Raw genomic sequence first — 21,156 nt, 5'->3', positions numbered from 1 at the left:
CTCCACCACGTGACAGTGCTCCGCACATCGACCTCCTCGGGTGGTGGGGGGCGGGGCCGCTCCCACACGGGGGAACGGGAGCGACCCCGGGGCAGGGCCCGCCGCCGCCAATTCCGGCCACCAGCGGACCCGCCACTGGTGACAGTCTGGGGTGACACGACTACCGTCGATACGTGCTCAGGGCATCCGTGCAGCTCAACGGCCCAGGTGAGCAGCCCTGGCGGACACGCCGATCCACAGTGAGCGGAGTTTGGGGAATTGATGGGGACCGTCACCGACTACGTGCTGGAGGAGCTGCGTCTGCTCCGGGCGGGGTCCGGGCTCAGCCAGGATGACTTCGGCAGGGGTATCGGCTATTCGGGTTCGCACGTCAGCTCTGTGGAGACCGGCGGACGACCACCCACGAAGGAGTACATGCGGGCGGTCGACGCCCAGCACGAGACCGGCGGGCGCTTCCTGCGCATGTTGGAGAGGTTGGCCCAACTCGACGCCGAGCCGGCCTGGCTGCGCGAGTGGATCGAGTTCGAACGCGAGGCCACAACGCTGCGCTGGTTCGAGCTGTCGTACGTGCCGGGCCTCCTACAGACCGAGCGGTACGCCCGCGCCACGCTGGCCGGCGGAGCACCGCCTCGTCCAGGACGTCGACCGCATCGTCGCCTCCCGGCTGGAGCGGCAGTCGATCCTGCACCGCCCGCGCCCGCCGCAGCTCATCGCCGTCCTGGACGAGGCGGTGCTCCGCCGGCCGGTGCTCGATCAGCCAGGGCTGATGGTCGAGCAGTGTGAGCACCTGGCCCAACTGGCGGCAGCGGAGCATATCCAGGTGCACATCGTGCCTGCGGATGCTGGGATGTACCTGGGGCTGGCAGGCCAGTTCATCATCGCCGAGCTGCCCGATGGAACGCGGGTAGCCCACGCCGACAACCAGCTGACCGCGCAGATCATCGATGCGCCAGCGGACGTCGCTAAGCTGGCGAAGACGTGGGAGATCGTGCGGAACGAGGCGCTCCCCCGCCGGCAGTCAATCGAGCTGATCAAGGAAGTGGCGAAGTCATGGACATGATGACCCCGCAGTGGCGGAAGTCGACCAGGTCCGGCGGCAACGGTGGGTCCTGCGTCGAGGTCGCCGACAACCTGCCGAACGTGGTGCTGGTACGGGACACGAAGGACCGGGACGGCGGCACCCTGCACGTCGATCCGGCGGCCTGGAGGGCCTTCGTCGGGTACGCCAAGCGGCACTGACCACAACCGAGTAGAAGGCCCCGCCCGGGGGCCTTCTACTCGCATCCCCAGGCTCGATCACGCCCTACCGGCCCGGGAGTCGGACAACAGCGGCCGGAGTTTCAGCTTGCTACCACCGCTTTCTGGGTTCCCGGCTGGGCGTCGGGGCGGGCGAGCAGGATCGCGGCACCCGCGAGCATCACCCCGGCGATGGTCAGGGCGAGAACCTGCCAAGTTGGCCCGAACGGGTAATAGCGGCCGGGGTTGAACGCGCTGTGCACGGTGAAGACCGGGCCGACCTCGCCGTAATCTCGGAATGCCCGCAGCACGTTGCCGTACAGGGCGACTACCGGCAGAGCGAGCGCGATCAGCGCTACGGCCCAGAGCCCGGCGGAGGCGCGCCGCCGTCCGGCCGACGCCTCCACGATCTGGTACGCGAAGGCCGCTGCGATCAGCCACCCCACGACAAGTCCGATCAGGATGCCCGCCACGATCAGGGGTAGGAACAAGGACGTGCTCTGCGCCCAGCCGTCGAGGTGGACAGAGCCGTGCTCGGCGCTGACATAGCCCCGCACCTGGAGTGTCTGCCCGTTCGACCTGGCGCTGAACGTCGAGTTGCGCATCGGAAGGTCGACGAAGGATTTGGTGTCAGGGTTGAACGCGACCGCTTGGCCGCCGAGTGGCGTGACGTCGGAGACTGACCAGCCATCAGCTGAGAACCGCTGCCGGGCCTGCTCAGCGTCCCAGGTGGCATCGACTTCGGTAGTCGTCGAGATCGACTCCTCCAGCCAGGGTGACGCGACGCGCAGCTGGATGGAATCGTTGGCGGCACCGCTGGCCCGCTGGGCCAGGCTCGCGATCGTGGCGTCGTCGGGCAGGTCCGCGAACGTCTGGGAACCTGCCCACGACCCGACGGCCCCACCGAACGCGCCCATCGTCAGGGCGAGGAGGACCGCCGCGATCACCGCGAGCGGCTGGCGGGTGGGGAGCCGGAGCCGCTGGCGCAGGCCGCTGGCGAGCAGGTGCAGGGCCTCCCCAGGCCGAGGGCGGCGCTGCCCGGGTGCCGCCATCTCAAGGAGCGTGGTGATCATCTCGGTGCCGTACCGGCGCCGGTGCCGGCCAGGGTACGCAAGCAGCAGCTTGCGGTAGTGGCGTTCGAGACTGCGGTCGTCGGCCGACCACGTGGCGGCGGTCATGCGATCACCGCCCCGAAGCCCAGGGCGCCACCGAGGCGCTTGCTCAGCTGGTCATCGGCCGCCGTGGCATGCCGACGCAGTCGCTCGGCCTGGGCTTGCAGGGCCGCTGCTCCCGCCTCATTGAGCCGGTAGTAGCGACGAAGTCGCCCGTCGACGGCCTCCTCCCGGTCAACCTCGATCAGGCGTTGCTCGACCAAACGGTCGAGCGCGCCGTAGAGGGTGCCCGGCCGCAGCTTCACGTCGCCCGCCGACAACTCTTCCACCGCCTGCACTACCCCATAGCCGTGCAACGGCTGGGCGGCCAGAGCGGTGAGGATGAGAAAGGTCGATTCATGCATGCGCCGATACTATGTGCGGCGTTATATAACGTCAACGATCCTATCCAGGGGGCGTCAACCCAGCACCTTCTGCCCGGACACATCCCCCCCGACCAGGCATGCTGGAACCATGCTGGCCCGTTTCAAGGATCTCTGTCTGGACGCCTCCGCCCCGCGCTCGCTGGGCACCTTCTGGGCGCGGGTGCTCGACGGGGAGCTGGCCGACGCTGGCGGCGACGACACCCGGGTCGACCCCCGGTCCGCCCGCTCCGACGCCGAGTCGATCTGGGTGAACGAGGTGCCCGAACCGCGGGCCGGCAAGACCCGCGTACACCTGGATCTGCGGTTGCCTGATGCGGACCCGGCGGCGCTGCTCGCGGCCGGCGCCCGGCTGGTCCGCGAACCGGCCGGCGACGCAGCCTGGTGGGTCCTGGACGACCCGGAGGGCAACGCGTTCTGCGCGTTCGGAGCCCACGAGGACACTCGACCGGGTCCGTTCGCACTGGTCGTGGCCTCGACCGACCCGGCCGCCCAGGCGACCTGGTGGGCCGGCGTGCTCGGCGGCACCGTCAAGCACGGCTCGGGCAGCGCCTCGGTGGTCGGCGCGGCCGGGTTCCCCTGGGAGCGATGGGTGTTCGACGGGGTGCCCGAGCCCAAGACGGTCAAGAACCGGATGCACTGGGACGTCGAGTTGGTCGAGCCGGAACCGATGGCGCTGATCGCGGCCGGGGCGACGCTGCTGCACGAGCCGCTGGACGAGGCGCACTGGTGGTGGGTGCTGGCCGACCCGGAGGGCAACGAGTTCTGCGCCTTCGCGCCACGGCCCATCGGGTGAGCGGCCGACTACCCAGCGCGGGCAGCGTCGACTAGCGTTTTCCCTAGCGCCGCAGCCGGCGCGTTCGCCGCCGCCGTCGACACGCCTCGGCCGACCCCAGCCTGCCCGATCGGTTGGTTATCGCGGGAACATCCCACCGCCGCCGCACCGGTTCGGCAGGATCGTCCCAACGAGGAGGTGCCGTCGTGCAGGACACCCGCGCTCTCGCCCTGACATTCGAGGTGAGCGGCCTGCCACCGGTCAAGACCGAAGCGTTGTCCATCTTCGCCGCCGGGCATCGGCAGGCGACGAGGGTCCGCACCCTGCTCCAGGCCGCCCTGCAAGCGGCCCAGCGCACCGGCTGGACGCCGTTGCCCGGGCCGATCGAGGTGGACCTGGTCCTTCGTTGCCCTCCCGGGCACCGTACGGCCGATGCCAGCACCCTGCTCGGCGGCGTCTGCGCCGTGTTGCAGGACAAGAAGCGCGTGTCGAACATCGGCCTGGCGCACCTGGGCGTCCTGGTGGACGTCGCGCTCTACGACGACGACCGGCAGATCCGCCGTTTGTCGTACCAGGAGGAGCCGGCGGAGGAATTCTCGTACCAGGTGCGGGTCACCGCCGTACCAACCGGCGTTTGACCGACGGCCGCGGTGGGGTATCGCGGACGCCGACGAAGGGAGCACCGATGTCGGAGCCACATGTCACGCTCGACCCACGCGGGCTCGACAGCGTGCAGCAGAAGTTGCGCGGGCCGCTGGAGGACCAGCTGACCTCGGCGCTCCAGGCGGCCACCGACCGGGTCCGCGCCGGCTACGCCGGCGAACCGGTCGAGCAGGTCTGCCAGCGGCTCCTGGACGAGACCCGCTCCGGGCTGCATCCCGACATCGCGGCCGGCTTCAACCCGGACATGAACGAGTTCTGCCGGGTGGCCGTGGCGATCGTTCGCGGCGGCGCGACCTCCTGAGCCCGGCGCCGATGCCCGTCAGCGCGTACGGACGGTGTCGCCGAACGTCGGGCCGAGCGGGGCGTGGTCAGGGCCGGGTCCGCAACTACCCGGCCCTGACCCCCGGCGGACCGGCAGGAAGCGGACAGCTCCGGCACCCGTCGCGGACGTGGCACGACGCCTCGCGGCTCGACGGAGAGAGCCGACCGCTGCGCACTCAGCTCCACGGTGCTCACCCGCCGGCCGCCGGTACGCCCCCGGCACACCCCAAAGGACCGTGAGCGCCGGCCCAGGCTAGGCGGGCCGCGACGGCCGGCCAAGCGATGCCGGGCCACGGGTGGCGTGACTGATCTCAAGGGGGAAAAGCGGCACGTCGGCGTAACGCACCCATGATCGCTGGCGCTGTTCGGGCTCCGGGGCCGACCTGGTCGCGCAGCCGGCGGATCGGTCAGAAGTGCCGTAGCAGGTCGCGGAACTCCGCCAGCCGCAGCACGCCGGAATCGGTCGGGTCCAGTTCGTCGTCCTCCAGCACCCAGGTGTTCTCGTTCGGAATGAACACGGCGTTCAGTCCGGCCGCCCGGGCCGGCAGGATGTCCGACTTCGGGGAATTGCCGATCATCCACGCGCCGGCCGGGTCGAAGCCGTGCTCCCGGATCAGCCACCGGTACGTGTCGACCTTCTTCTCGGCGACGATGTGCGCGGCCCGGAAGTGGTGCAGCAGCCCGCACGCGTCCAGCTTGCGCTGCTGTTCCTCCCGCTCACCCTTGGTCAACAGAAGCAGCTCGTGCCGGCCGGCCAGCTCGTCGAGCGCCTCGGCCACACCGGGCATCAGCTCCACCCGGTGCTCCACCAGCGCCAGGGCCAGCCGGTCGATGTCCTGGCGCTCGGCGTCGGTGGCCGGCCGTTCGCGCAGCCGTGCCAGGCAGTCCCCCAGGCTGCGCAGGAAGACCTTGCTGCCGTACCCGTGCGCGACCGCGTTGGCCCGCTCGATGTCGTCGAGGATCGCCCGGATCTCCGCCCGGTCCAGGGTGGGGTGGTCGAGCCACCCGAGGAAGTCGTCGATCACCCGCTCGAAGACGACGTTGTTCTCCCAGAGGGTGTCGTCCGCGTCGAAGACCAGCACCTGCGCCTGCCGTCGAGCCATCGCGTCCGTCATGCCGCCACCTCCCGTGATGGACTCCGTTGACGATCCGGAACTCTAGGGCGTCATGACCAGCGGACCCAGCGACTTTCCGCCCGCCGTCACGGCCACCGCAGCAGCCTCTCCGCGATCATCACCTCCCGCTCCTCCTGCCCTTCGGGTCGCAGGCGGCCACCCCGGGTGAGCATCACCACGCCGTGCAGCAGACTCCAGCCCACCTCGGCGAGGGTGTCCGGGTCCCGCCCCTCGGCCAGCGGGGCGAGGGCCGCCCGCAGCTCGGCGAAGACCGCCCGCGGCGCGGCCGGCACACCATCCACGCCGAGGGCGAGGTCGGGGGTCATCGCGAGCATCGCGTCATAGACCTCCGGATTCGTGTACGCGAAGTCGAGGTACGCGGTCGCGACGGCCGGCCAGGCCCCCTCGGGACTGCCGGTGGCTTCCGCGTGCGCCTCCGCCAGATCGGCGGCCAGGTCGACGAGGGCGCATGCGGCGACGGCGGCGAGCAGCGCCTCCAGATCCGCGAAGTGCCGGTAGACCTCCCCGAGGTCGATCGCTGCCCGCTCGGCGAGCCTCCGGGTGCTCATCTCCGCCCAGCCCTCGGCCTCGGCCAACTCCCGCGCGAGCCCGACGATCAGGTCACGCCGGGCCTCTTCGGTGGCGCCTTCGGTGGGTGCGGACACGCCCACGAGCGTAAGTCGGCGAGACGGTGCGTGGTGGTGCGGTGACGGATTGGTGACTGGTGTCGTGGCGTCGCCGACGGGTTGTCAGTGTGGGCTACCCGGGGGCCGGGACGGCGTGCTCGGCGGTTCGGCTGACCTGCTCCCAGCCCGCCCAGGTGTCCATCCGGCGGCGTGAGATGTCGAACGCCAGGTCGTACACCATGCTGCCGAGCAGGAGCCGCAGCGGCGGCTCGTCGCTGTCGACCAGTTTCAGCAGCGCCTCGGCGGCCAGCCGGGGGTCACTGTCGATCGAGCCTTCGGTCCACTGCCGCTCCAGTTCGGTGCGCAGTGGACGGTATTCCTCCATCGGGCTGGTGGAGGTCATGCTGGTGTAGAGGTCGGTCCAGTAGCCGCCGGGCTGCACGATGCTGACCGTGATGCCGAAGGTCGCCGCCTCCATCGCCAGCGCCTCGCTCATGCCCTCCAGCGCGAACTTGCTCGCGCTGTACATTCCGGTGCTCGGGAAGCCACCGAGTGCGGCGATGCTGGAGATCTGCACGATGTGGCCGGCCCGCCGGGCGCGCAGGTGCGGCAGCGCGGCCTGGCTGACCCAGAGCGCGCCGAACACATTCACCTCGAACTGGGCCCGCGCCTGGGCCTCGGTGAACTCTTCGAGCATGCCCAGGGACATGGCGCCGGCGTTGTTGACGACGATGTCGAGCTGTCCGAAGTGCTCGACCGCGGTGGCCACGGCGGCGAAGACCGCCGCGCGGTCGGTCACGTCGAGCGGCAGGGCGAGCAGTCGGTCACCGTGGCGCTCGTCGAAGTCGCCTGCGGCGACCGTGCGGGCGGCAGCGACCACTCGGTCACCGCGTTCGAGCGCGGCGGTGGTGAAGGCGCGGCCCAGACCGCGGCTGGCGCCGGTGATGAACCAGGTACGTGGTGCGCGCACGGTCGATCTCCATCCCTCAACAGAGACGAGACGGTCCGTCTCGCTACGGATGAGGTTAGGGCGCCTCTGACGCACCAGTCAAGACGATACGGTCCGTCTCGTGTCTGCTATCGTCGCCGCATGTCGACGCAGCACCGAGCCGCGCCCAACGCGGCTCGCCGGAAAGAAGCCTCGCGGCAGGCCATCCTGACGGCGGCGTTCGACCTGCTCCGGGAGGTCGGGTACGCCAAACTCAGCATCGAGGGCATCGCCTCGCGCGCCGGCGTCGGCAAGCAGACCATCTACCGCTGGTGGCCGTCCAAGGGCGCCGTCATCTTCGACGCCTTTCTCCTGCTCAGCGCCAGCGAGGGCGAGCCGCCGGTCCTGCCCGACACCGGCGACCTGGAAGCCGACCTGAGCACGGTGCTACGCGCCACCGTCGACGAGCTGAACGATCCCCGTTACGACCAGCCGATGCGGGCGTTGGCCACCGAGATCGCGCACGATCCCGACCTGGCCGCCGTCTACGTCGAACGGTTGGACGGGCCGTTGAAGGAAGCCAAGCGGCAACGGCTGCGCAGTGCTCAGCGGGCGGGGCAACTCGCCGAGGACCTCGACCTCGACGTGGCCGTGGAGATGATCTGGGGGCCCCTGCTCAACCGCTGGCTGCACCGGGGCGGGCCGCTCACCGCCGAGTACGCCGACCGTGTCGTCACCACAGCCCTCAACGGCTTGCGCCCCCGCCAGCCCGACCGCTGAACCGACCCCGCCACCCTCACGGTCAGCCCAGGCCGCGCTGCCGGGCGAGCAACTCGACGGCGTCCTTCGCCTCCCGCAAACCGACACCGGTCGCCTCGCGGTACGCCTTGATGGCCTGGATCTTGCGGCCGGCGAGAAGCTCTTGCAGGACCGCTCCGGGGGCCTCGGGCTCCGGCTCGCGGATGTCGAGGTGCGCCATGATCAGATCCAGCTTGCGCTCGACGACGGCGAGCCTGCGAGCCAGCTGATCCGCGTCGGAACGACGACCACCGCCGGCGACCAGGAACACGAGCACGAGCGACAACACGACGGCGATTGGCACGGTCCACTCCATAACGCGCCATTGAACACGGGCGAGGGTCCTGACACCACGCCCGCCTACGACAGCACCTCGATGGTCACGACAGGTTCCTCTCCCGTACGGCGATGAGCAGCCGGTCCACGGCTTCCCGGTCGGGCTGCGCCGGCAGCGCGGTGGTGGCGGCGGCGTCGGCAAGCTCGGCGAACAGGTCCGCCGCCCAGGCGGTGACCGCGTCCCACTCCAGCTCACCGCGGCGCACCGCGAGCAGCCGGTCGCGCAGGTGCCGCACGTCGACCAGGACCTCCCCGGTACGCAGCACATGCGCCCCGGCGACCAGCAGCCGGATCATGTGCATCGCCTGCTTGTGATTCGTCTCCCCGGTGCGCTGCCGGCGGGCCGCCACCCGGTTGAGCTGGTCCCGGGCATAACCGCCGTACGTCTCGGCGACCCGGCGCGACAGGAACACCCGCCGCGCCGCCAGCAACTCTTCCCCGTCCGCGGTGATCGTCTCGATCAGCGGGGACCAGAGCACCTCCAGAACCGTCGGGTTGCCCTGCAAAGCGAGCACGCAGAAGCGCTCGAACTCCCAGGAGAACTGCTCCACCGCCGGCCCGTCGAGGTGGGTGGGCGGCTTGTCCAGGTGCCAGAAGGCGCGGGTCGGCGCCGCGTACACACCACGCCGGTCGTAGTCGGAATCCGGGCCGTGCAGCCCATACGCCCGCGACCCGACCACAACGGCGAGGACGTTACGCCGCTCGACAAGATCGATCACGTCCGACAACGCTACTCAAGCCCCGCCCGGCACGCGTGATCTTTTCCGGGCCGGGCCGGGCCGGTGCCGCGCCGTCTGTGACACCAAGCAGCCGTGGGCCGCCTCATCCGGCGATCTGTCACAGCGAGCGGGCCGGCGGTGTCTCGTGTTCGACCCGAGACGGAGGAATCCCATGAACCTGGCTCTGTGGATCGCGGCCGGACTGTTGGCCGCGATCGCCCTGCTCGGCGGCGTCACCAAGACGTTCGTACCCAAGCAGAAGTTGGCGGCGACCAACGGCGGAGGGTGGACCGACGACGCCAGCGTGGGCTTAGTCAAGACCCTCGGGGTCCTCGAACTCCTGGCTGCGGTCGGCCTGATCCTGCCCGCCGTGCTGGACATCGCACCGGTGCTGGTGCCGGTGACCGCCATCTGCTGGGTCCTGCTGATGGTCGGCGCGATGATCACCCACCTGCGCCACGGCGAAGCGAAGTTCATCGTGTTGAATCTGGTCTACCTCGCTGTGGCCGCCTTCGTGGCCTGGGGTCGACTCGGGCCCGAGCCATTCGGCGGCTGACCACCGAAACGGCACCCCAGCATGATCGCGCTCGATCCAGGATCTAGTCGCTTCCCGCACCGGGGACACCACTACAACAAGGATCGAGCGCGATCGAGGACCCGCCGTCCGGTACATCGGCCTGGTCACCGCCTGACCACCGCCACCCCCGCGCTCACGCCCCGCGCCCCGCGCAGGGGCGGGGCTGGGCTGGGCTGGGCTGGGCTGGGTTAGCGGCGCAGGGTGAGGATCAGGTCGGCCACCAGGGCCGTCCAGCCGGTCTGGTGCCAGGCGCCCAGGCCGGCCCCGTTGTCGCCGTGGAAGTACTCCGGGAAGGCGATCAGGTCCCGCCAGTCCGGGTGGGTCTGGAACAGGCGCGCCGCGCCGTAGATCGGCCGGCGGCCCCAGTCGTCCTGGGTGAAGAGCGAGATCAGCCGGGCCGAGAGGTCGTCGGCGATCTCGTCCAGCGACCGCTTCACCCCGGAGCGGGTCGGATACTCCACCTGGAGGTCGTCGCCGAAGAACGCCGCGTAGTCGCGCAGCGCGCTGATCAGCAGGAAGTTCGTCGGCATCCAGATCGGGCCGCGCCAGTTCGAGTTGCCGCCGAACAGTCCGCTTGTCGACTCGGCCGGCTCGTAGCCGACGGAGAACTCCTGCCCGCCCAGGGTGACCGAGAACGGCTTGTCCAGGTGCGCGCGGGACAGCGTACGCAGGCCGAACTCCGACAGGAACTCGTCGCTGTCGAGCATCCGGGCGAGCAGTCGAACCACCTGTTCCGGGCCGACCATGGACAGCAGCCGCTGCTGCCGCCCATCCGGGCCGAGCCGGCGGGTGCCGATCACCTGGGCGTACTCCGGCCGGTTGGTGAGGAACCAGCGCAACCGCGCGCCCAACTCCGGCAACCGGTGCAGGGTCTTGGCGGTGAGCCGGGTGGTGGCGGCCAGCGGCAGCAGCCCGACCACCGAGCGGACCTTCAGCGGCACCTTCGTGCCGTCGGCGAGGCGCAGCACGTCGTAGAAGAAGGCGTCCTCGTCGTCCCAGAGCCCCTGCTCGTACGCGGCGGCGGCGATGTACGCGAAGTGCTCGAAGAACTTGGTAGCGGTGTCCACCCAGGTGCGGTCGTGTTCGGCGAGCACGATCGCGATGTCCAGCAGGTTGAGGGCGTACATGGCCATCCAGCCGGTGCCGTCGGACTGCTCCAGCACACCGGCCACCGGCAGCGCCGCCGAGCGGTCGAACGGCCCGACGTTGTCCAGCCCGAGGAAGCCGCCCTCGAAGACGTTGTTGCCGCCGGTGTCCTTGCGGTTGACCCACCAGGTGAAGTTGAGCAGCAGCTTGTGCATCACCCGGGCCAGGAACTCGTAGTCCCCGCCGCCGTCGATCTCGAACACCTTGAGCGCCGCCCAGGCGTGCACCGGCGGGTTCACATCGCCGAAGGCCCACTCGTACGCCGGGATCTGCCCGTTGGGGTGCAGGTACCACTCGCGCAGCAGGAGCAGAAGCTGCTCCTTGGCGAAGCCCGGGTCGACCCGGGCGATGCTCACGCAGTGGAAGGCGAGATCCCACGCGGCGTACCAGGGATATTCCCAGGGGTCGGGCATGGAGATCACGTCGAAGCTGGTCATGTGCCACCAGGCGCTGTTGCGCCCGTGTCGGCGGCCGGCGGGCGGCGGCGTGGAGCCCGGATCGCCGTCCAGCCAGCGCTTGACGTCGAAGTGGTAGAACTGCTTGCCCCACATCAGCCCGGCGATGGCCTGCCGGGCCACCAGTGCCTCGTCGGCGGTGGCGGCCGGCGGGATCACGCTGGCGAAGAAGCGGTTCGCCTCGGCCCGCCGCGCCCACACCACGGCCTCGAAGCCGTCGCGCAGGTCGGCCGGGGGCGGCGGGGCCGCCGCCGGTGGCGAGGCGGTACGGGTCAGCCGCAGCCGGATCTGGCGCTGCCCGCCGGCCGGCACGTCGAGGACGTAGTGCAGCGCCCCCTTGGTGCCCTCCCGGGCCGGGTTGACGGTGTCCGCGCCGTTGACCACGTGGTCGTTGATGCCGTCCTTCGGGTACGCCGAGCGGCCGGGCAGCCCCCAGAGCCGCTCGGCGTTGGTGTCGTTGTCGCAGAGCAGCGGCACCGGGCCGCCGTCGCCCTCCAGCAGCAGTTGGCCCAGCACCCGGTGCTCGCCGACGAGCCGGGTGCCGTCGCCGGTCAGCCGGGGGATCCGGTCACCGCCGGGCAGACCCCAGGCCCACGTGTTGCGGAACCACAGCGTGGGCAGCACGTGCAGGGTCGCCGCCCGGTCGCCCCGGTTGGCCACGGTCACCACCATGCACAGGTCGGTCGGCGACGCCTTGGCGTAGTCGACGGTCACCGCCCAGTACCGGTCCTGGTCGAAGATCCCGGTGTCCACCAACTCGTACTCGGTGTCGTCCCGGCCGCGCAGCGCGTTCACCGCGACGAGTTCGTCGTACGGGAAGGCGGCCTGCGGGTAGTGGTAGCGCCAGCGCATCCAGGAGTGCGTCGGAGTGCTGTCGAGATACCACCAGTACTCCTTGGCGTCCTCGCCGTGGTTGCCGCTGTCACCGCCCAGGCCGAACATCCGCTCCTTGAGGATGGGGTCCTTGCCGTTCCACAGCGCCAGGGCGAAGGCGAAGGTCTGCCGGTCGTCGCAGACGCCGGCCATCCCGTCTTCATTCCACCGGTAGGCTCTGGACCGCGCATGGTCGTGCGGGAAGTAGTCCCAGGCCGTACCGTGCTCGCTGTAGTCCTCCCGTACCGTCCCCCACGCCCGTTCGGACAGATAGGGACCCCATGCGCGCCAGTCCTGCTCCCCCGAGTCGGCCTGGGCGAGCCGGAGCCGCTCAGCGTCGGGTGGCGAGGCGTCGGAGGACGATCGGTCAGTGATCACGTACACATCCTTGACGCCGTCACGGTACTTGACCACAGCGGCCATTCTCGTCGTGGCGTGTTACACCTCGCCGCCGGTGGAGGAAAGTTGATCGACATTCGCTTCGGCCCGCAGGTCTGCGGCGATCTGGCAAGCGCCTCCAGCCGGGAGTGGCTGGTGCCCGACGGTCTCGGCGGGTACGCGATGGGCACGGTCTCCGGGCTGCGGACCCGCCGCTACCACGGTCTGCTGGTGGTGCCGGGTGAAACCCCGGCGTCCCGCCGAGTGGGACTGACCAGTCTCGATCCGGCGGTCACCCTGCCGTCGGGCGCGCGGGTTCGGCTCGGCGCGCACGAGTGGGCCTCCGGTGACGTCGACCCGCGCGGCTTCGAGTTGCTGGAACGCTTCGAGTTGGTCGACGGCCTGCCCCGGTGGCGGTGGCGGATCGGCGGCGTCGTGATCGAGCGGGAGTTGGCCATGCTGCCCGGCCGCTCCTGCGTGGCGGTGGTGCACCGGTTGATCGCCGGCGGGCCGGTCCGGCTGGAGCTCTCCGCCGCCTGCACCTGGCGCGACGCGCACGGCGAGCGGCGGGCCGACGGTCCGACGCCGCAGGTCGAGGCGGTGGCCGACGGCGCGGTGGTCGAGGGCGCGTACCGGCTCGCCGGCCCGGGCTGGGCACCGGAGGGGCAGTGGTGGCTGGGCGTGCACCACCGGGAGGAAGCCTCCCGGGGTCTACAGCCGGACGAGGACGTCTGGTACGCGGGGCGCTTCGTCGGCGAGTTGGAGCGACCCGGAGACACGGTCTCGGTACGGGCCTGGACCGCTCCACTCGACCTGGAGCCAATGTCGGCGGAGCAGATCGTGGCGACCGCCCGACGGCGCAACCGGCAGGTGGTGGCGACCGCGAAGCCTGCCGACGACGTGGAGGCCACCCTGGCGCTGGCCGCCGACGCGTTCGTGGTGCGAACCAACCACGCGGCGGTGGACGTGGTCGCCGGATACCCGTGGTTCGGCGCCTGGTCCCGGGACACGATGATCTCGTACGAGGGGTTGTTCCTCTGCACCAATCGCGCCGACCTGGGAAGGGCGCTGCTGCGGTCGTACGCGGCGACGCTCTCCGAGGGAATGCTCGCCAACACGGCCGACACCGGTCGGGTGGAGTACAACACGGTCGACGGCACTCTGTGGTTCCTGCACGCGGTGAGCCGGCACGTCACCGTCACCGGCGACACCGACCTCGGCGACGAATTGCTGCCCGCGCTGCGTGGGGTCGTCGACGCCCACGTGGCAGGCACCCGCTACGGCATCGCCGTCGACCCGGCCGACGGGCTGCTGAGCCAGGGTGCCCCCGGCACCGCGCTCACCTGGATGGACGCCCGCGTGTACGGGGTGCCGGTCACTCCGCGTACCGGCAAGCCGGTCGAGGTCAACGCGCTGTGGATCAACGGGCTGGCCGGGCTCGCCGAGCTGACCGAGCTGGCCGGGCGGGACGCGGCCGACCTGTGGCGGCGGCACGGGCAGGCGACCGCCTCGTTCCGGGAGCGCTTCCCGGCGCCGACCGGCTGGCTGCACGACGTGCTGGACGCGCCCGCGCCCGCGTACCCGCTGGGTGGTGCCGCCCTGCACGACGACGACGCGCTGCGCCCCAATCAGCTGCTGGCCTGGTCGCTGCCGTTCGCGCCGCTGGAGCCGGACGAGCCGACGCTGCGCCGGGTCGCGGCCGGGCTGCTCACCCCACTCGGACCGCGCAGTCTCGCCCCGGATTCGCCGGAGTTCGTGGGCCGGCACCGGGGTGGCCCGGCCGAGCGCGACGGCGGCTACCACCAGGGCACGGTGTGGCCGTGGCTGCTCGGCCCGTACGTGGACGCGTGCCGCAGGGGCAAGATGTCGGTCGCTGACGTATTGGTCAGTATTGAGGCTCATCTGACCGAATATGGGTTAGGCTCGGTAAGCGAGACAGCCGACGGCCTCGCGCCGCACGCCGCGACCGGCTGCCCGTTCCAGGCATGGTCGGTCGCCGAGCTGCTGCGGGTGCGCCGAAAGGGCCAGTAGCGCTTTACATGACCGCAACGGCGGTGTCTCCGCTGGTTATCTCGGTCCCGGCAGGATGGGGCCCGATCCAGACGCGACGGCGGCACCGGCTCGGTGCCGGTCGGCGCGCGCCCGGGGACAACTCAAAGGGGGCCGCCATGTCACCCGACGCCCACGTGATCGACATCCACCCCGCCAGACGCCTGCGGGTGCTGGTGCTCTCCTGGGAGTACCCGCCGGTGCTCGTCGGCGGCCTCGGCCGACACGTCCACGCCCTCTCCGTCGCGCTCGCCAACGCCGGCCACGACGTCACCGTCGTCACCCGCCACGCCGAGGGCGCACCCCTTGAGGAGTACGCCGACGGCGTCCGCGTCCTGCGCGCCCCCGAGGACCCCGTCACCTTCCCCCTCGCCACCAACAGCCTCCTGGCCTGGACCATGGCCTTCAACCACACCCTCACCCGCACCGCGCTGCGCGCCACCGAGGCCGGCACCTACGACGTCATCCACGCCCACGACTGGCTCGTCGCCCACACCGCCATCACCCTCTCCGAACACCTGGACCTGCCGCTGGTCACGACCATGCACGCCACCGAGGCGGGTCGGCACCAGGGCTGGCTGCCCGACGAGATGAACCGCACCATCCACGGCGTCGAGCACTGGCTCACCGGCTCCTCCACCCGGGTGATCACCTGCTCGGGTTACATGCGCGACCAGGTGGGCGCGCTCTTCGACGTACCGGCCGAGCAGGTCGACGTGGTGCCCAACGGGGTCGACGACCGGGCCTGGCGTGCCCGGCCGCGCGCGGTCGCGTCGGCCCGGGCCCGGTTCGCCGCGGACGGCCCCCTGGTCGGGTACGCCGGAAGGCTCGTCTACGAGAAGGGTGTGCAGCACCTCGTGCACGCGGTTCCCCGGCTGCGCGAGCGGCACCCCGGGCTGCGGGTGGTGATCGCCGGCGACGGTCCCTACCGCGCCGAGTTGGAGGCCGAGGCTCGCCGCCTGGCGCTCAACGCGACCGTCAGCTTCACCGGTTTCCTCGACGCCACCCAACTGCCGGCGGTGCTGGGCGCCACCGACGCGACAGTGGTTCCCAGCCTCTACGAACCGTTCGGCATGGTGGCGCTGGAGGCGGCGGCCGCTGGAGCACCACTGGCGGTGGCCCGCACCGGCGGTCTCGCCGAGATCGTCGAGCCCGGCGTGACGGGAGTGACGTTTCCGCACAGCGACCCGGACGCCCTCGCCGGCGCGGTCGGTCAACTCCTCGGCGACGAGGTCTTCGCCAGGCGGATGGCCCGACGCGCCCGCGCCATGGTCGGCGAGCGGTACGGCTGGGCCGCCATCGCGGCCCGCACCGCCAACAGCTACGCCACCGCCCGCCGCGAGCATGGTCCGCTGCAAGCCCGACGCGCCGTCGCCCGACTGGCGGGTGGCCGTAGCCGGATCGCCGTCCCGGAGGGCAATCTGCTCGCCGCCGTCGACCACGCCGCATGCTGAGTTCTACGTCAAATGACCTATAGGTGACTTCCGATCCGCTGGTTAGGGTGTAGCCCGGACAGCGGCTGAGGAGGAGCGTGCGCAGGTGCTGATCGCTGGTCGGTACCGGCTGCTCGACCTGGTGGGTCGCGGAGGCATGGGTCGGGTGTGGCGAGCCCGCGACGAGATGCTGCACCGCGACGTCGCCGTCAAGGAGGTCGTCCCGCCGACGTGGCTGACCGACCACGATCGGGCCGAGGTGCGCTCGCGCACCCTGCGGGAGGCGCGCACCGCGGCCCGGCTCAACCACCCCGCCGTGGTCCGGCTCTACGACGTCGTCCCGGTCGAGGGCAGCCCGTGGATCGTGATGGAGTACGTCCCCTCGCGCACCCTGCAGGACGTCCTCGACGGCGAAGGGCCGCTGGAGCCGGCCCGCGCCGCCCGAATCGGCCTGGCCCTGCTCGACGCGCTGCGGGCCGCGCACGCCGCCGGGGTGCTGCACCGCGACGTCAAACCGCAGAACGTGCTCATGGCCCACGACGGGCGGGTGATGCTCACCGACTTCGGGCTGGCCACCTTCGACGGCGGCGACGGCGCGATGACCCGCCCCGGAATGGTGGTCGGCTCCCCGCAGTACGTCGCCCCGGAGCGCGCCGCGGAAGGCGTGTCCACCGTGGCAGCCGACCTGTGGTCACTCGGCGCCACCCTGCACGCCGCTGTTGAGGGCCGCTCCCCGTACGCCCGCAGCAACGCGATGGCCACGCTCAGCGCGTTGGCCGCCGGTCCGCCGGACCCGGCACCGCACGCCGGGCCGCTCGCGCCGGTCCTCGCCGGGCTGCTGCGCCGCGACCCGCGCCAACGCCTCGGCCACGACGAGGCCCACGAGCTGCTCACCGCCGCCGCGACCGGCCGCACACCCCCGGCGCAGGCGGCCCCGGCGCAGGCGGCCCCGGCCGACTCGACGCCATGGCCGGAGGACGTGGCCGGCTGGGACCCCACCATCCCGTTGCCCGAGCCCGACGCATCCGGCGCCCGTCCGGCGGACACCAGCCCGGACGACACCCGTTCGGGCAAAACCAGCGCGGCCGACACCAGCCCGGCCGACACCCGCGCGGCCGATGCCCGGCCGGCCGACGCCGGCCCGGGTGGCGTGTCTCGGGCGGAGGTGGCCTCCCCCGCACCGGCCGCGATGCCCGCCCGATCGGGAGGGCGGTCCACGGCACGCCGGGCCACCCTCGTCGTCACCGCGCTGCTGGTAGCGGCCGCAGCCGGCATCGGCACCGCGCTGGCGTTCGACGGCGACGGCCCGAGCGACACCGCCGCCCAACCCACCGCGTCGACGCCGGACCATCTGCCCGGCGACCGCGACGGGCCGTACGGTGACGGGCCGCCGCCCGGGGACGCCCGGGGATGGCCCCTCCCGCCGCCGGACGGTCGGGACATCGCCCCTCCGCCATTTGCCTGCGTGCGCCCGGACATCGTCGGCGCGCCGGTGCCGGCCGCATCGCCGCCACGAGGCGAGCGGTTGCGGCCTCCGCCCGGCTGGGTCTGGCACGCCGACACCGCTGGCTTCCGGGTCTCCGTACCGGCGACCTGGCGCTACTCCCGCGACGGCGCCGCGGCCTGCTTCCAGGACCCGGCGACCGGCCGGGCCTTCAGCGTCACCGAGGGTGGCGCGTCCGACCCGCTGACCCGGCTGCGCGCGTTGCGCGACGCGGCGGCCACGGCCGGGGCCCTGGTGGGGTACGACGAGATTCGGCTCGCCCTCACCGGCGCGGGCGCGGAGTGGGAGTGCCGGTGGCGGACCCCGCACGGCGGAATGCTGCACGCACGGCAGCAGGTGGTCGGGACCAAACGCTGGACCCTGGGCTGGATCACCGACGACAGGGACTGGACGGCCGCCGGCGCGGACTGGACAACGGTGCGAAACAGTTTCCGACCACCCCCCTGACCTGCGCCGGACGGCCGTGGCTGAGCCCCTGTCCGACATGGATCGAGGCCGCTCAGCGGATGAGAAATCCCGCATCGGTGGTTATCGTGTAACTCGGGGTGACCGAGGGGGCGCGACCGTGCAGCAGTTGCTGATCGCGGGTCGGTACCGGCTGCTCGACCTGGTCGGCATCGGCGGGATGGGCCGGGTGTGGCTGGCCCGCGACGAGATGTTGCACCGCGACGTCGCGGTGAAGGAGGTCGTGCCGCCGTCCTGGCTGGCCGAGTCCGACCGCGCGGATCTACGGTTTCGGACGCTGCGCGAGGCCCGCACGGCCGCGCGGCTCAACCACCCCAATGTCGTACGCATCTACGACGTCGTGCACGACCGGGACAGCCCGTGGATCGTGATGGAGTACGTGCCGTCCCGGTCGGTGCAGCAGATCATCAGCGCCGAGGGTCCGTTGAGTCCGCAACGTACAGCGCGGATCGGGTTGGCGGTGCTCGCCGCGTTGCGGGCCGCGCACACCGCCGGTGTGCTGCACCGCGACGTCAAGCCGCACAACGTGCTGGTCGCCGACGACGGGCGGGTGGTGCTCACAGACTTCGGGCTGGCGACTTTCGACGGTGGCGACGGGGCGATGACCGGTCCGGGCATGGTCTTCGGCTCACCGCAGTTCGTCGCACCGGAGCGCGCCCGCGAAGGTGTGTCCGACCCGCGTACCGACCTGTGGTCGCTGGGCGCGACCCTCTACGCGACGGTCGAGGGGCAGTCCCCGTACGCCAGATCCAGCGCGATGGCGACGCTCAGCGCGCTGGCCGTCGAACCGCCGGACCCGATGCGCCGCGCCGGGCCGTTGCGTCCCGCCCTCACCGGCCTGTTGCAGCGCGACCCGTGGCGGCGGTTGACCGCCGCCGAGGTGGAGCCGCTGCTGCGCGCCGCCTCGGCGGGCCACGACCAGCCCACCGAACCGGCGCGCTCGGCGGCGGTGGCAGCCGTGCGCGACGCGGCCCGGTCCGCGTCCCCCACCTGGGTCGACCACCCGGATCAGGCCGATGACCCACCGACTCCGCCCGCCCGGCCGGCGGGCCGCCGGGGCGGTAGGCGCGGACAGTTGATCGCCCTGGCCGGGGCGTTCACGGCCACCGTCCTGCTCATCGCCGGAGGTGTCACGGCGGCACTGGTGAACCGCCACGACGAGCGGACGCCACCGTCGGGTTCCGGGGGCGGCGCGACCGCCACCCGACCTGTCGCGTTCGCCTGCGCGACGGTCCCGCCACCGGCGGCCACCCCGGTGCCGTCGGTGTCTCCGCCGGCCGACTCGCGGTACCGGCTGCGGGACGGCTGGACCTGGCACGACGACGCGGCTGGTTTTCGGATCGCGGCGCCGGTGGGCTGGGCTCGCTGGACGGAGGGGGCGGTGACCTGCTTCCGGGAGCCGAGCGGGGCGCGGGTGCTCAGCGTCGAGGCGGGGCCGACGCGGGTGGATCCGGTGGCGCACCTGCGGTCCGAGGAGATCCGGCTCGTCGGTGGCGACGCATTGCCGGGCTACCGGAAGGTGGACATCTCCGCGCTGGACGTCTTCGACGGCGGCGCGCTCTGGGAGTGCAGTTGGGAGAACGCCGCCAGCGAGCGGGTGCACAGCATCCGGTTCCTCGCCAACACCTCGCCCGGGCGCGCGTACACCGTCTCGTGGTTGACAAAAGAGTTCGACTGGCAGGTCAACGCGGCATACTTCGTGATGATCCGGCAGAGCTTCACACCCACCCCCTGACACTGTCCGTTGTAGACGGTTCGGCGGATGCCCCTGCGGCACGGACGCCGACTACAGTGGCGTAGCTTTGGCGCTCAAGATCCCTGGGGAGGGTGAGCCGAGATGATGGGACCGTCGCACGCGCTGTCCGGCGCGGCGGTATGGCTGGCCGGGTCCTGGGCGCTGGACCAGTTCGCCGACTACCAGCAGTCACCGCTGGCACTGGCGGTGGGCACCGCGGTGTGCGCGGGTGGCGCGCTCTTTCCCGACCTGGACCTGTCGGGCAAGGTGACCCGCAACCAGGGTGGTGCCACCGTGGCCCGCACGTTCGGGGTCTTCTCGCTCTTCGTCGCCGAGGTCATGGAGAAGATCTCCCTCGGCGTCTACTACGCGACGAAGCTCAGCAAGGATCCGCGCCGCAACAACGGGCACCGGACGCTGACCCACACCATCCCGTTCACGCTGCTGGTCGGCTGGGGCACCACCACGCTCTGCGCCGCGTACGGCAAGTGGGCGGTGATCACGATCCTGTTCTTCATGTTCGGCCTCGCCCTGCGCGGGCTGTTCGACCGTTGGGCCGAGCGGGCCGGCTGGGTGATCGTGACCCTCGCGTCGGCCGGCGCGGCCTGGTTCACCTTCGTCAACCTGCCCGGCGGGCGGGGCTACCCGCTGATCGGCACGGCCGTCGGGGTGGGCTGCTTCGTGCACATCCTCGGCGACATGATCACTAAAGCCGGGGTGCCGATCCTCTGGCCTATCCCGATCCGACGCCGCATGTGGACGATGATCGGCCTGCCGAACAGCATCGCGCTGCGTACCGGCAGCAAGGCCGAGGTGGTCGTGCTGCGCACCGTCCTGACCGTGGTGTCGGTGCTCGCCACCGCCGGCCTGATCGCCCCGTCGGTGCTCCAGCGGTTCAACATCGACTTATGACCGGCGCGGCACCATCGTCGCCTCCGGCACCACACGAGCGGGTGCCGGAGTCCTGACGCACGCTGCGGCTGCCCAAGCTGGCCGCCGCACACGTGCACTGTTGCCGCCCCCGCGCGCCTCGCGCCTCGCGCTCCGCCTCGCGTCCTCGCGTCCTCGCGTCCTCGCGTCCTCGCGTCCTCGCGTCCTCGCGTCCTCGCGTCCTCGCGTCCTCGCGTCCCGCGTCAAGATCGTGCTCGATCCTGGATCGAGTGGCCTCACCGACGCGCCGACACCACTCGATCCTGGATCGAGCACGATCTTGCGGGCGAGCGAGCCGGGCGGGTGGGCCGGCGGGCGGGCGAGCCGGCGGGCGGGCGAGCCGGCGAGCCGGCGGGCGGGCGAGCCGGCGGGCGGGCGAGCCGGCGGGCGGGCGAGCCGGCGGGCGGGCGAGCCGGCGGGCGGGCGAGCCGGCGGGCGGGCGAGCGAGCAAGCCGGGCGGGTGGGCGGAACGCGCAGGCCGGGCGGGCGAGCGGGCCGGGCGAGCGAGCAAGCCGGGCGGGCGAGCCGGGCGGGCAAGCCGGGCGGGGCGAGCAAGCCGG

19 protein-coding genes and 1 pseudogene are annotated in these 21,156 nt (G+C 71.7%); 12 read left to right on the top strand and 8 right to left on the bottom strand.

What is annotated here, in order from left to right:
- The first annotated feature begins 261 nt into the window (after positions 1–261).
- Positions 262–1,060 (top strand): annotated as a pseudogene (locus ABZ808_RS29175) (helix-turn-helix transcriptional regulator).
- Positions 1,057–1,239: a DUF397 domain-containing protein gene (locus ABZ808_RS29170; RefSeq protein ID WP_357012596.1), complete on the top strand. Its 183-nt coding sequence runs from the start codon at positions 1,057–1,059 to the stop codon at positions 1,237–1,239. The pseudogene ABZ808_RS29175 and the gene ABZ808_RS29170 overlap by 4 nt, the downstream one beginning before the upstream one ends.
- Before the next feature lie 101 nt (positions 1,240–1,340).
- Here ABZ808_RS29170 and ABZ808_RS29165 read toward each other — a convergent pair whose 3' ends face one another.
- On the bottom strand, positions 1,341–2,414 hold the full coding sequence (locus ABZ808_RS29165; RefSeq protein WP_357012546.1) for a hypothetical protein: 1,074 nt from the start codon (positions 2,412–2,414) through the stop codon (positions 1,341–1,343).
- Positions 2,411–2,752: a PadR family transcriptional regulator gene (locus ABZ808_RS29160; RefSeq protein ID WP_357012545.1), complete on the bottom strand. Its 342-nt coding sequence runs from the start codon at positions 2,750–2,752 to the stop codon at positions 2,411–2,413. Before ABZ808_RS29160 ends, ABZ808_RS29165 begins: the two co-directional genes overlap by 4 nt.
- Positions 2,753–2,861: 109 nt before the next feature.
- Here ABZ808_RS29160 and ABZ808_RS29155 point away from each other — a divergent pair, with 109 nt between their 5' ends.
- The 3 genes from ABZ808_RS29155 to ABZ808_RS29145 all read left to right on the top strand — a co-directional run bounded on the left by ABZ808_RS29155 (position 2,862) and on the right by ABZ808_RS29145 (position 4,509).
- Positions 2,862–3,566 (top strand): VOC family protein, encoded by a 705-nt coding sequence (locus ABZ808_RS29155; RefSeq protein WP_357012543.1) that lies wholly within the window; start codon positions 2,862–2,864, stop codon positions 3,564–3,566.
- A gap of 185 nt (positions 3,567–3,751) precedes the next feature.
- Entirely contained in the window at positions 3,752–4,183 is a 432-nt protein-coding gene (locus ABZ808_RS29150; RefSeq protein ID WP_357012541.1) for a hypothetical protein, read from the top strand.
- 47 nt (positions 4,184–4,230) lie between these two features.
- On the top strand, positions 4,231–4,509 hold the full coding sequence (locus ABZ808_RS29145; RefSeq protein ID WP_357012540.1) for a hypothetical protein: 279 nt from the start codon (positions 4,231–4,233) through the stop codon (positions 4,507–4,509).
- Between the two features lie 427 nt (positions 4,510–4,936).
- Here ABZ808_RS29145 and ABZ808_RS29140 read toward each other — a convergent pair whose 3' ends face one another.
- The 3 genes from ABZ808_RS29140 to ABZ808_RS29130 all read right to left on the bottom strand — a co-directional run bounded on the left by ABZ808_RS29140 (position 4,937) and on the right by ABZ808_RS29130 (position 7,240).
- Positions 4,937–5,644: an HAD family hydrolase gene (locus ABZ808_RS29140; RefSeq protein WP_357012539.1), complete on the bottom strand. Its 708-nt coding sequence runs from the start codon at positions 5,642–5,644 to the stop codon at positions 4,937–4,939.
- Positions 5,645–5,730: 86 nt separating this feature from the next.
- On the bottom strand, positions 5,731–6,309 hold the full coding sequence (locus ABZ808_RS29135) for a WHG domain-containing protein (protein WP_357012537.1): 579 nt from the start codon (positions 6,307–6,309) through the stop codon (positions 5,731–5,733).
- Between the two features lie 94 nt (positions 6,310–6,403).
- Complete coding sequence (locus ABZ808_RS29130; protein WP_357012536.1) at positions 6,404–7,240, bottom strand: SDR family NAD(P)-dependent oxidoreductase; 837 nt, start codon at positions 7,238–7,240, stop codon at positions 6,404–6,406.
- Positions 7,241–7,360: 120 nt separating this feature from the next.
- Between ABZ808_RS29130 and ABZ808_RS29125 the strand changes: the two genes are divergently transcribed.
- Positions 7,361–7,978 (top strand): TetR/AcrR family transcriptional regulator, encoded by a 618-nt coding sequence (locus ABZ808_RS29125; RefSeq protein WP_357012535.1) that lies wholly within the window; start codon positions 7,361–7,363, stop codon positions 7,976–7,978.
- Between the two features lie 22 nt (positions 7,979–8,000).
- Here ABZ808_RS29125 and ABZ808_RS29120 read toward each other — a convergent pair whose 3' ends face one another.
- Both ABZ808_RS29120 and ABZ808_RS29115 read right to left on the bottom strand, forming a co-directional pair.
- Positions 8,001–8,312, bottom strand: coding sequence for a ribosomal protein L7/L12 (locus tag ABZ808_RS29120; RefSeq protein ID WP_357012534.1), 312 nt, complete (start codon positions 8,310–8,312; stop codon positions 8,001–8,003).
- A 64-nt stretch (positions 8,313–8,376) separates the two neighbouring features.
- Entirely contained in the window at positions 8,377–9,051 is a 675-nt protein-coding gene (locus ABZ808_RS29115) for a nucleotidyltransferase domain-containing protein (RefSeq protein ID WP_357012533.1), read from the bottom strand.
- Between the two features lie 172 nt (positions 9,052–9,223).
- On the opposite strand from ABZ808_RS29115, the gene ABZ808_RS29110 reads away from it, so the two are divergent.
- Positions 9,224–9,607 (top strand): DoxX family protein, encoded by a 384-nt coding sequence (locus tag ABZ808_RS29110; protein WP_357012532.1) that lies wholly within the window; start codon positions 9,224–9,226, stop codon positions 9,605–9,607.
- Positions 9,608–9,816: 209 nt separating this feature from the next.
- On the opposite strand, the gene ABZ808_RS29105 is transcribed toward ABZ808_RS29110, so the two are convergent.
- A complete protein-coding gene (locus ABZ808_RS29105; RefSeq protein ID WP_357012531.1) occupies positions 9,817–12,525 on the bottom strand; it encodes a glucosidase in 2,709 nt (902 codons plus the stop codon).
- Between the two features lie 42 nt (positions 12,526–12,567).
- Between ABZ808_RS29105 and ABZ808_RS29100 the strand changes: the two genes are divergently transcribed.
- From ABZ808_RS29100 to ABZ808_RS29080, 5 genes are all read left to right on the top strand, one after another.
- Entirely contained in the window at positions 12,568–14,511 is a 1,944-nt protein-coding gene (locus ABZ808_RS29100) for an amylo-alpha-1,6-glucosidase (protein ID WP_357012530.1), read from the top strand.
- Positions 14,512–14,648: 137 nt separating this feature from the next.
- Positions 14,649–15,983 (top strand): glycosyltransferase family 4 protein, encoded by a 1,335-nt coding sequence (locus ABZ808_RS29095; RefSeq protein ID WP_357012529.1) that lies wholly within the window; start codon positions 14,649–14,651, stop codon positions 15,981–15,983.
- An 85-nt stretch (positions 15,984–16,068) separates the two neighbouring features.
- Positions 16,069–17,913: a serine/threonine-protein kinase gene (locus ABZ808_RS29090; RefSeq protein WP_357012528.1), complete on the top strand. Its 1,845-nt coding sequence runs from the start codon at positions 16,069–16,071 to the stop codon at positions 17,911–17,913.
- Between the two features lie 118 nt (positions 17,914–18,031).
- Positions 18,032–19,666 carry a serine/threonine-protein kinase gene (locus tag ABZ808_RS29085; RefSeq protein WP_357012527.1) on the top strand — a complete coding sequence of 545 codons (1,635 nt, stop codon included), beginning with the start codon at positions 18,032–18,034 and terminating at the stop codon, positions 19,664–19,666.
- A gap of 102 nt (positions 19,667–19,768) precedes the next feature.
- Positions 19,769–20,578 (top strand): metal-dependent hydrolase, encoded by an 810-nt coding sequence (locus ABZ808_RS29080; RefSeq protein WP_357012525.1) that lies wholly within the window; start codon positions 19,769–19,771, stop codon positions 20,576–20,578.
- Positions 20,579–21,156: the final 578 nt, after the last annotated feature.

Source organism: Micromonospora sp. NPDC047527, assembly GCF_040643015.1.
Taxonomy (GTDB): Bacteria; Actinomycetota; Actinomycetes; order Mycobacteriales; family Micromonosporaceae; genus Micromonospora.
Note: the sequence above shows the minus strand (reverse complement) of the source record. Positions and strands in the feature narration are given on the sequence as shown.

What these genes read in the sequence shown, in the direction of transcription:
- ABZ808_RS29170 (WP_357012596.1), top strand. Translation starts at nt 1,057, where the DNA reads ATGATGACCCCGCAGTGGCGGAAGTCGACCAGGTCCGGCGGCAACGGT.
- ABZ808_RS29165 (WP_357012546.1), bottom strand. Translation starts at nt 2,414, where the DNA reads ATGACCGCCGCCACGTGGTCGGCCGACGACCGCAGTCTCGAACGCCAC.
- ABZ808_RS29160 (WP_357012545.1), bottom strand. Translation starts at nt 2,752, where the DNA reads ATGCATGAATCGACCTTTCTCATCCTCACCGCTCTGGCCGCCCAGCCG.
- ABZ808_RS29155 (WP_357012543.1), top strand. Translation starts at nt 2,862, where the DNA reads ATGCTGGCCCGTTTCAAGGATCTCTGTCTGGACGCCTCCGCCCCGCGC.
- ABZ808_RS29145 (WP_357012540.1), top strand. Translation starts at nt 4,231, where the DNA reads ATGTCGGAGCCACATGTCACGCTCGACCCACGCGGGCTCGACAGCGTG.
- ABZ808_RS29140 (WP_357012539.1), bottom strand. Translation starts at nt 5,644, where the DNA reads ATGACGGACGCGATGGCTCGACGGCAGGCGCAGGTGCTGGTCTTCGAC.
- ABZ808_RS29125 (WP_357012535.1), top strand. Translation starts at nt 7,361, where the DNA reads ATGTCGACGCAGCACCGAGCCGCGCCCAACGCGGCTCGCCGGAAAGAA.
- ABZ808_RS29120 (WP_357012534.1), bottom strand. Translation starts at nt 8,312, where the DNA reads ATGGAGTGGACCGTGCCAATCGCCGTCGTGTTGTCGCTCGTGCTCGTG.
- ABZ808_RS29110 (WP_357012532.1), top strand. Translation starts at nt 9,224, where the DNA reads ATGAACCTGGCTCTGTGGATCGCGGCCGGACTGTTGGCCGCGATCGCC.
- ABZ808_RS29105 (WP_357012531.1), bottom strand. Translation starts at nt 12,525, where the DNA reads ATGGCCGCTGTGGTCAAGTACCGTGACGGCGTCAAGGATGTGTACGTG.
- ABZ808_RS29095 (WP_357012529.1), top strand. Translation starts at nt 14,649, where the DNA reads ATGTCACCCGACGCCCACGTGATCGACATCCACCCCGCCAGACGCCTG.
- ABZ808_RS29080 (WP_357012525.1), top strand. Translation starts at nt 19,769, where the DNA reads ATGATGGGACCGTCGCACGCGCTGTCCGGCGCGGCGGTATGGCTGGCC.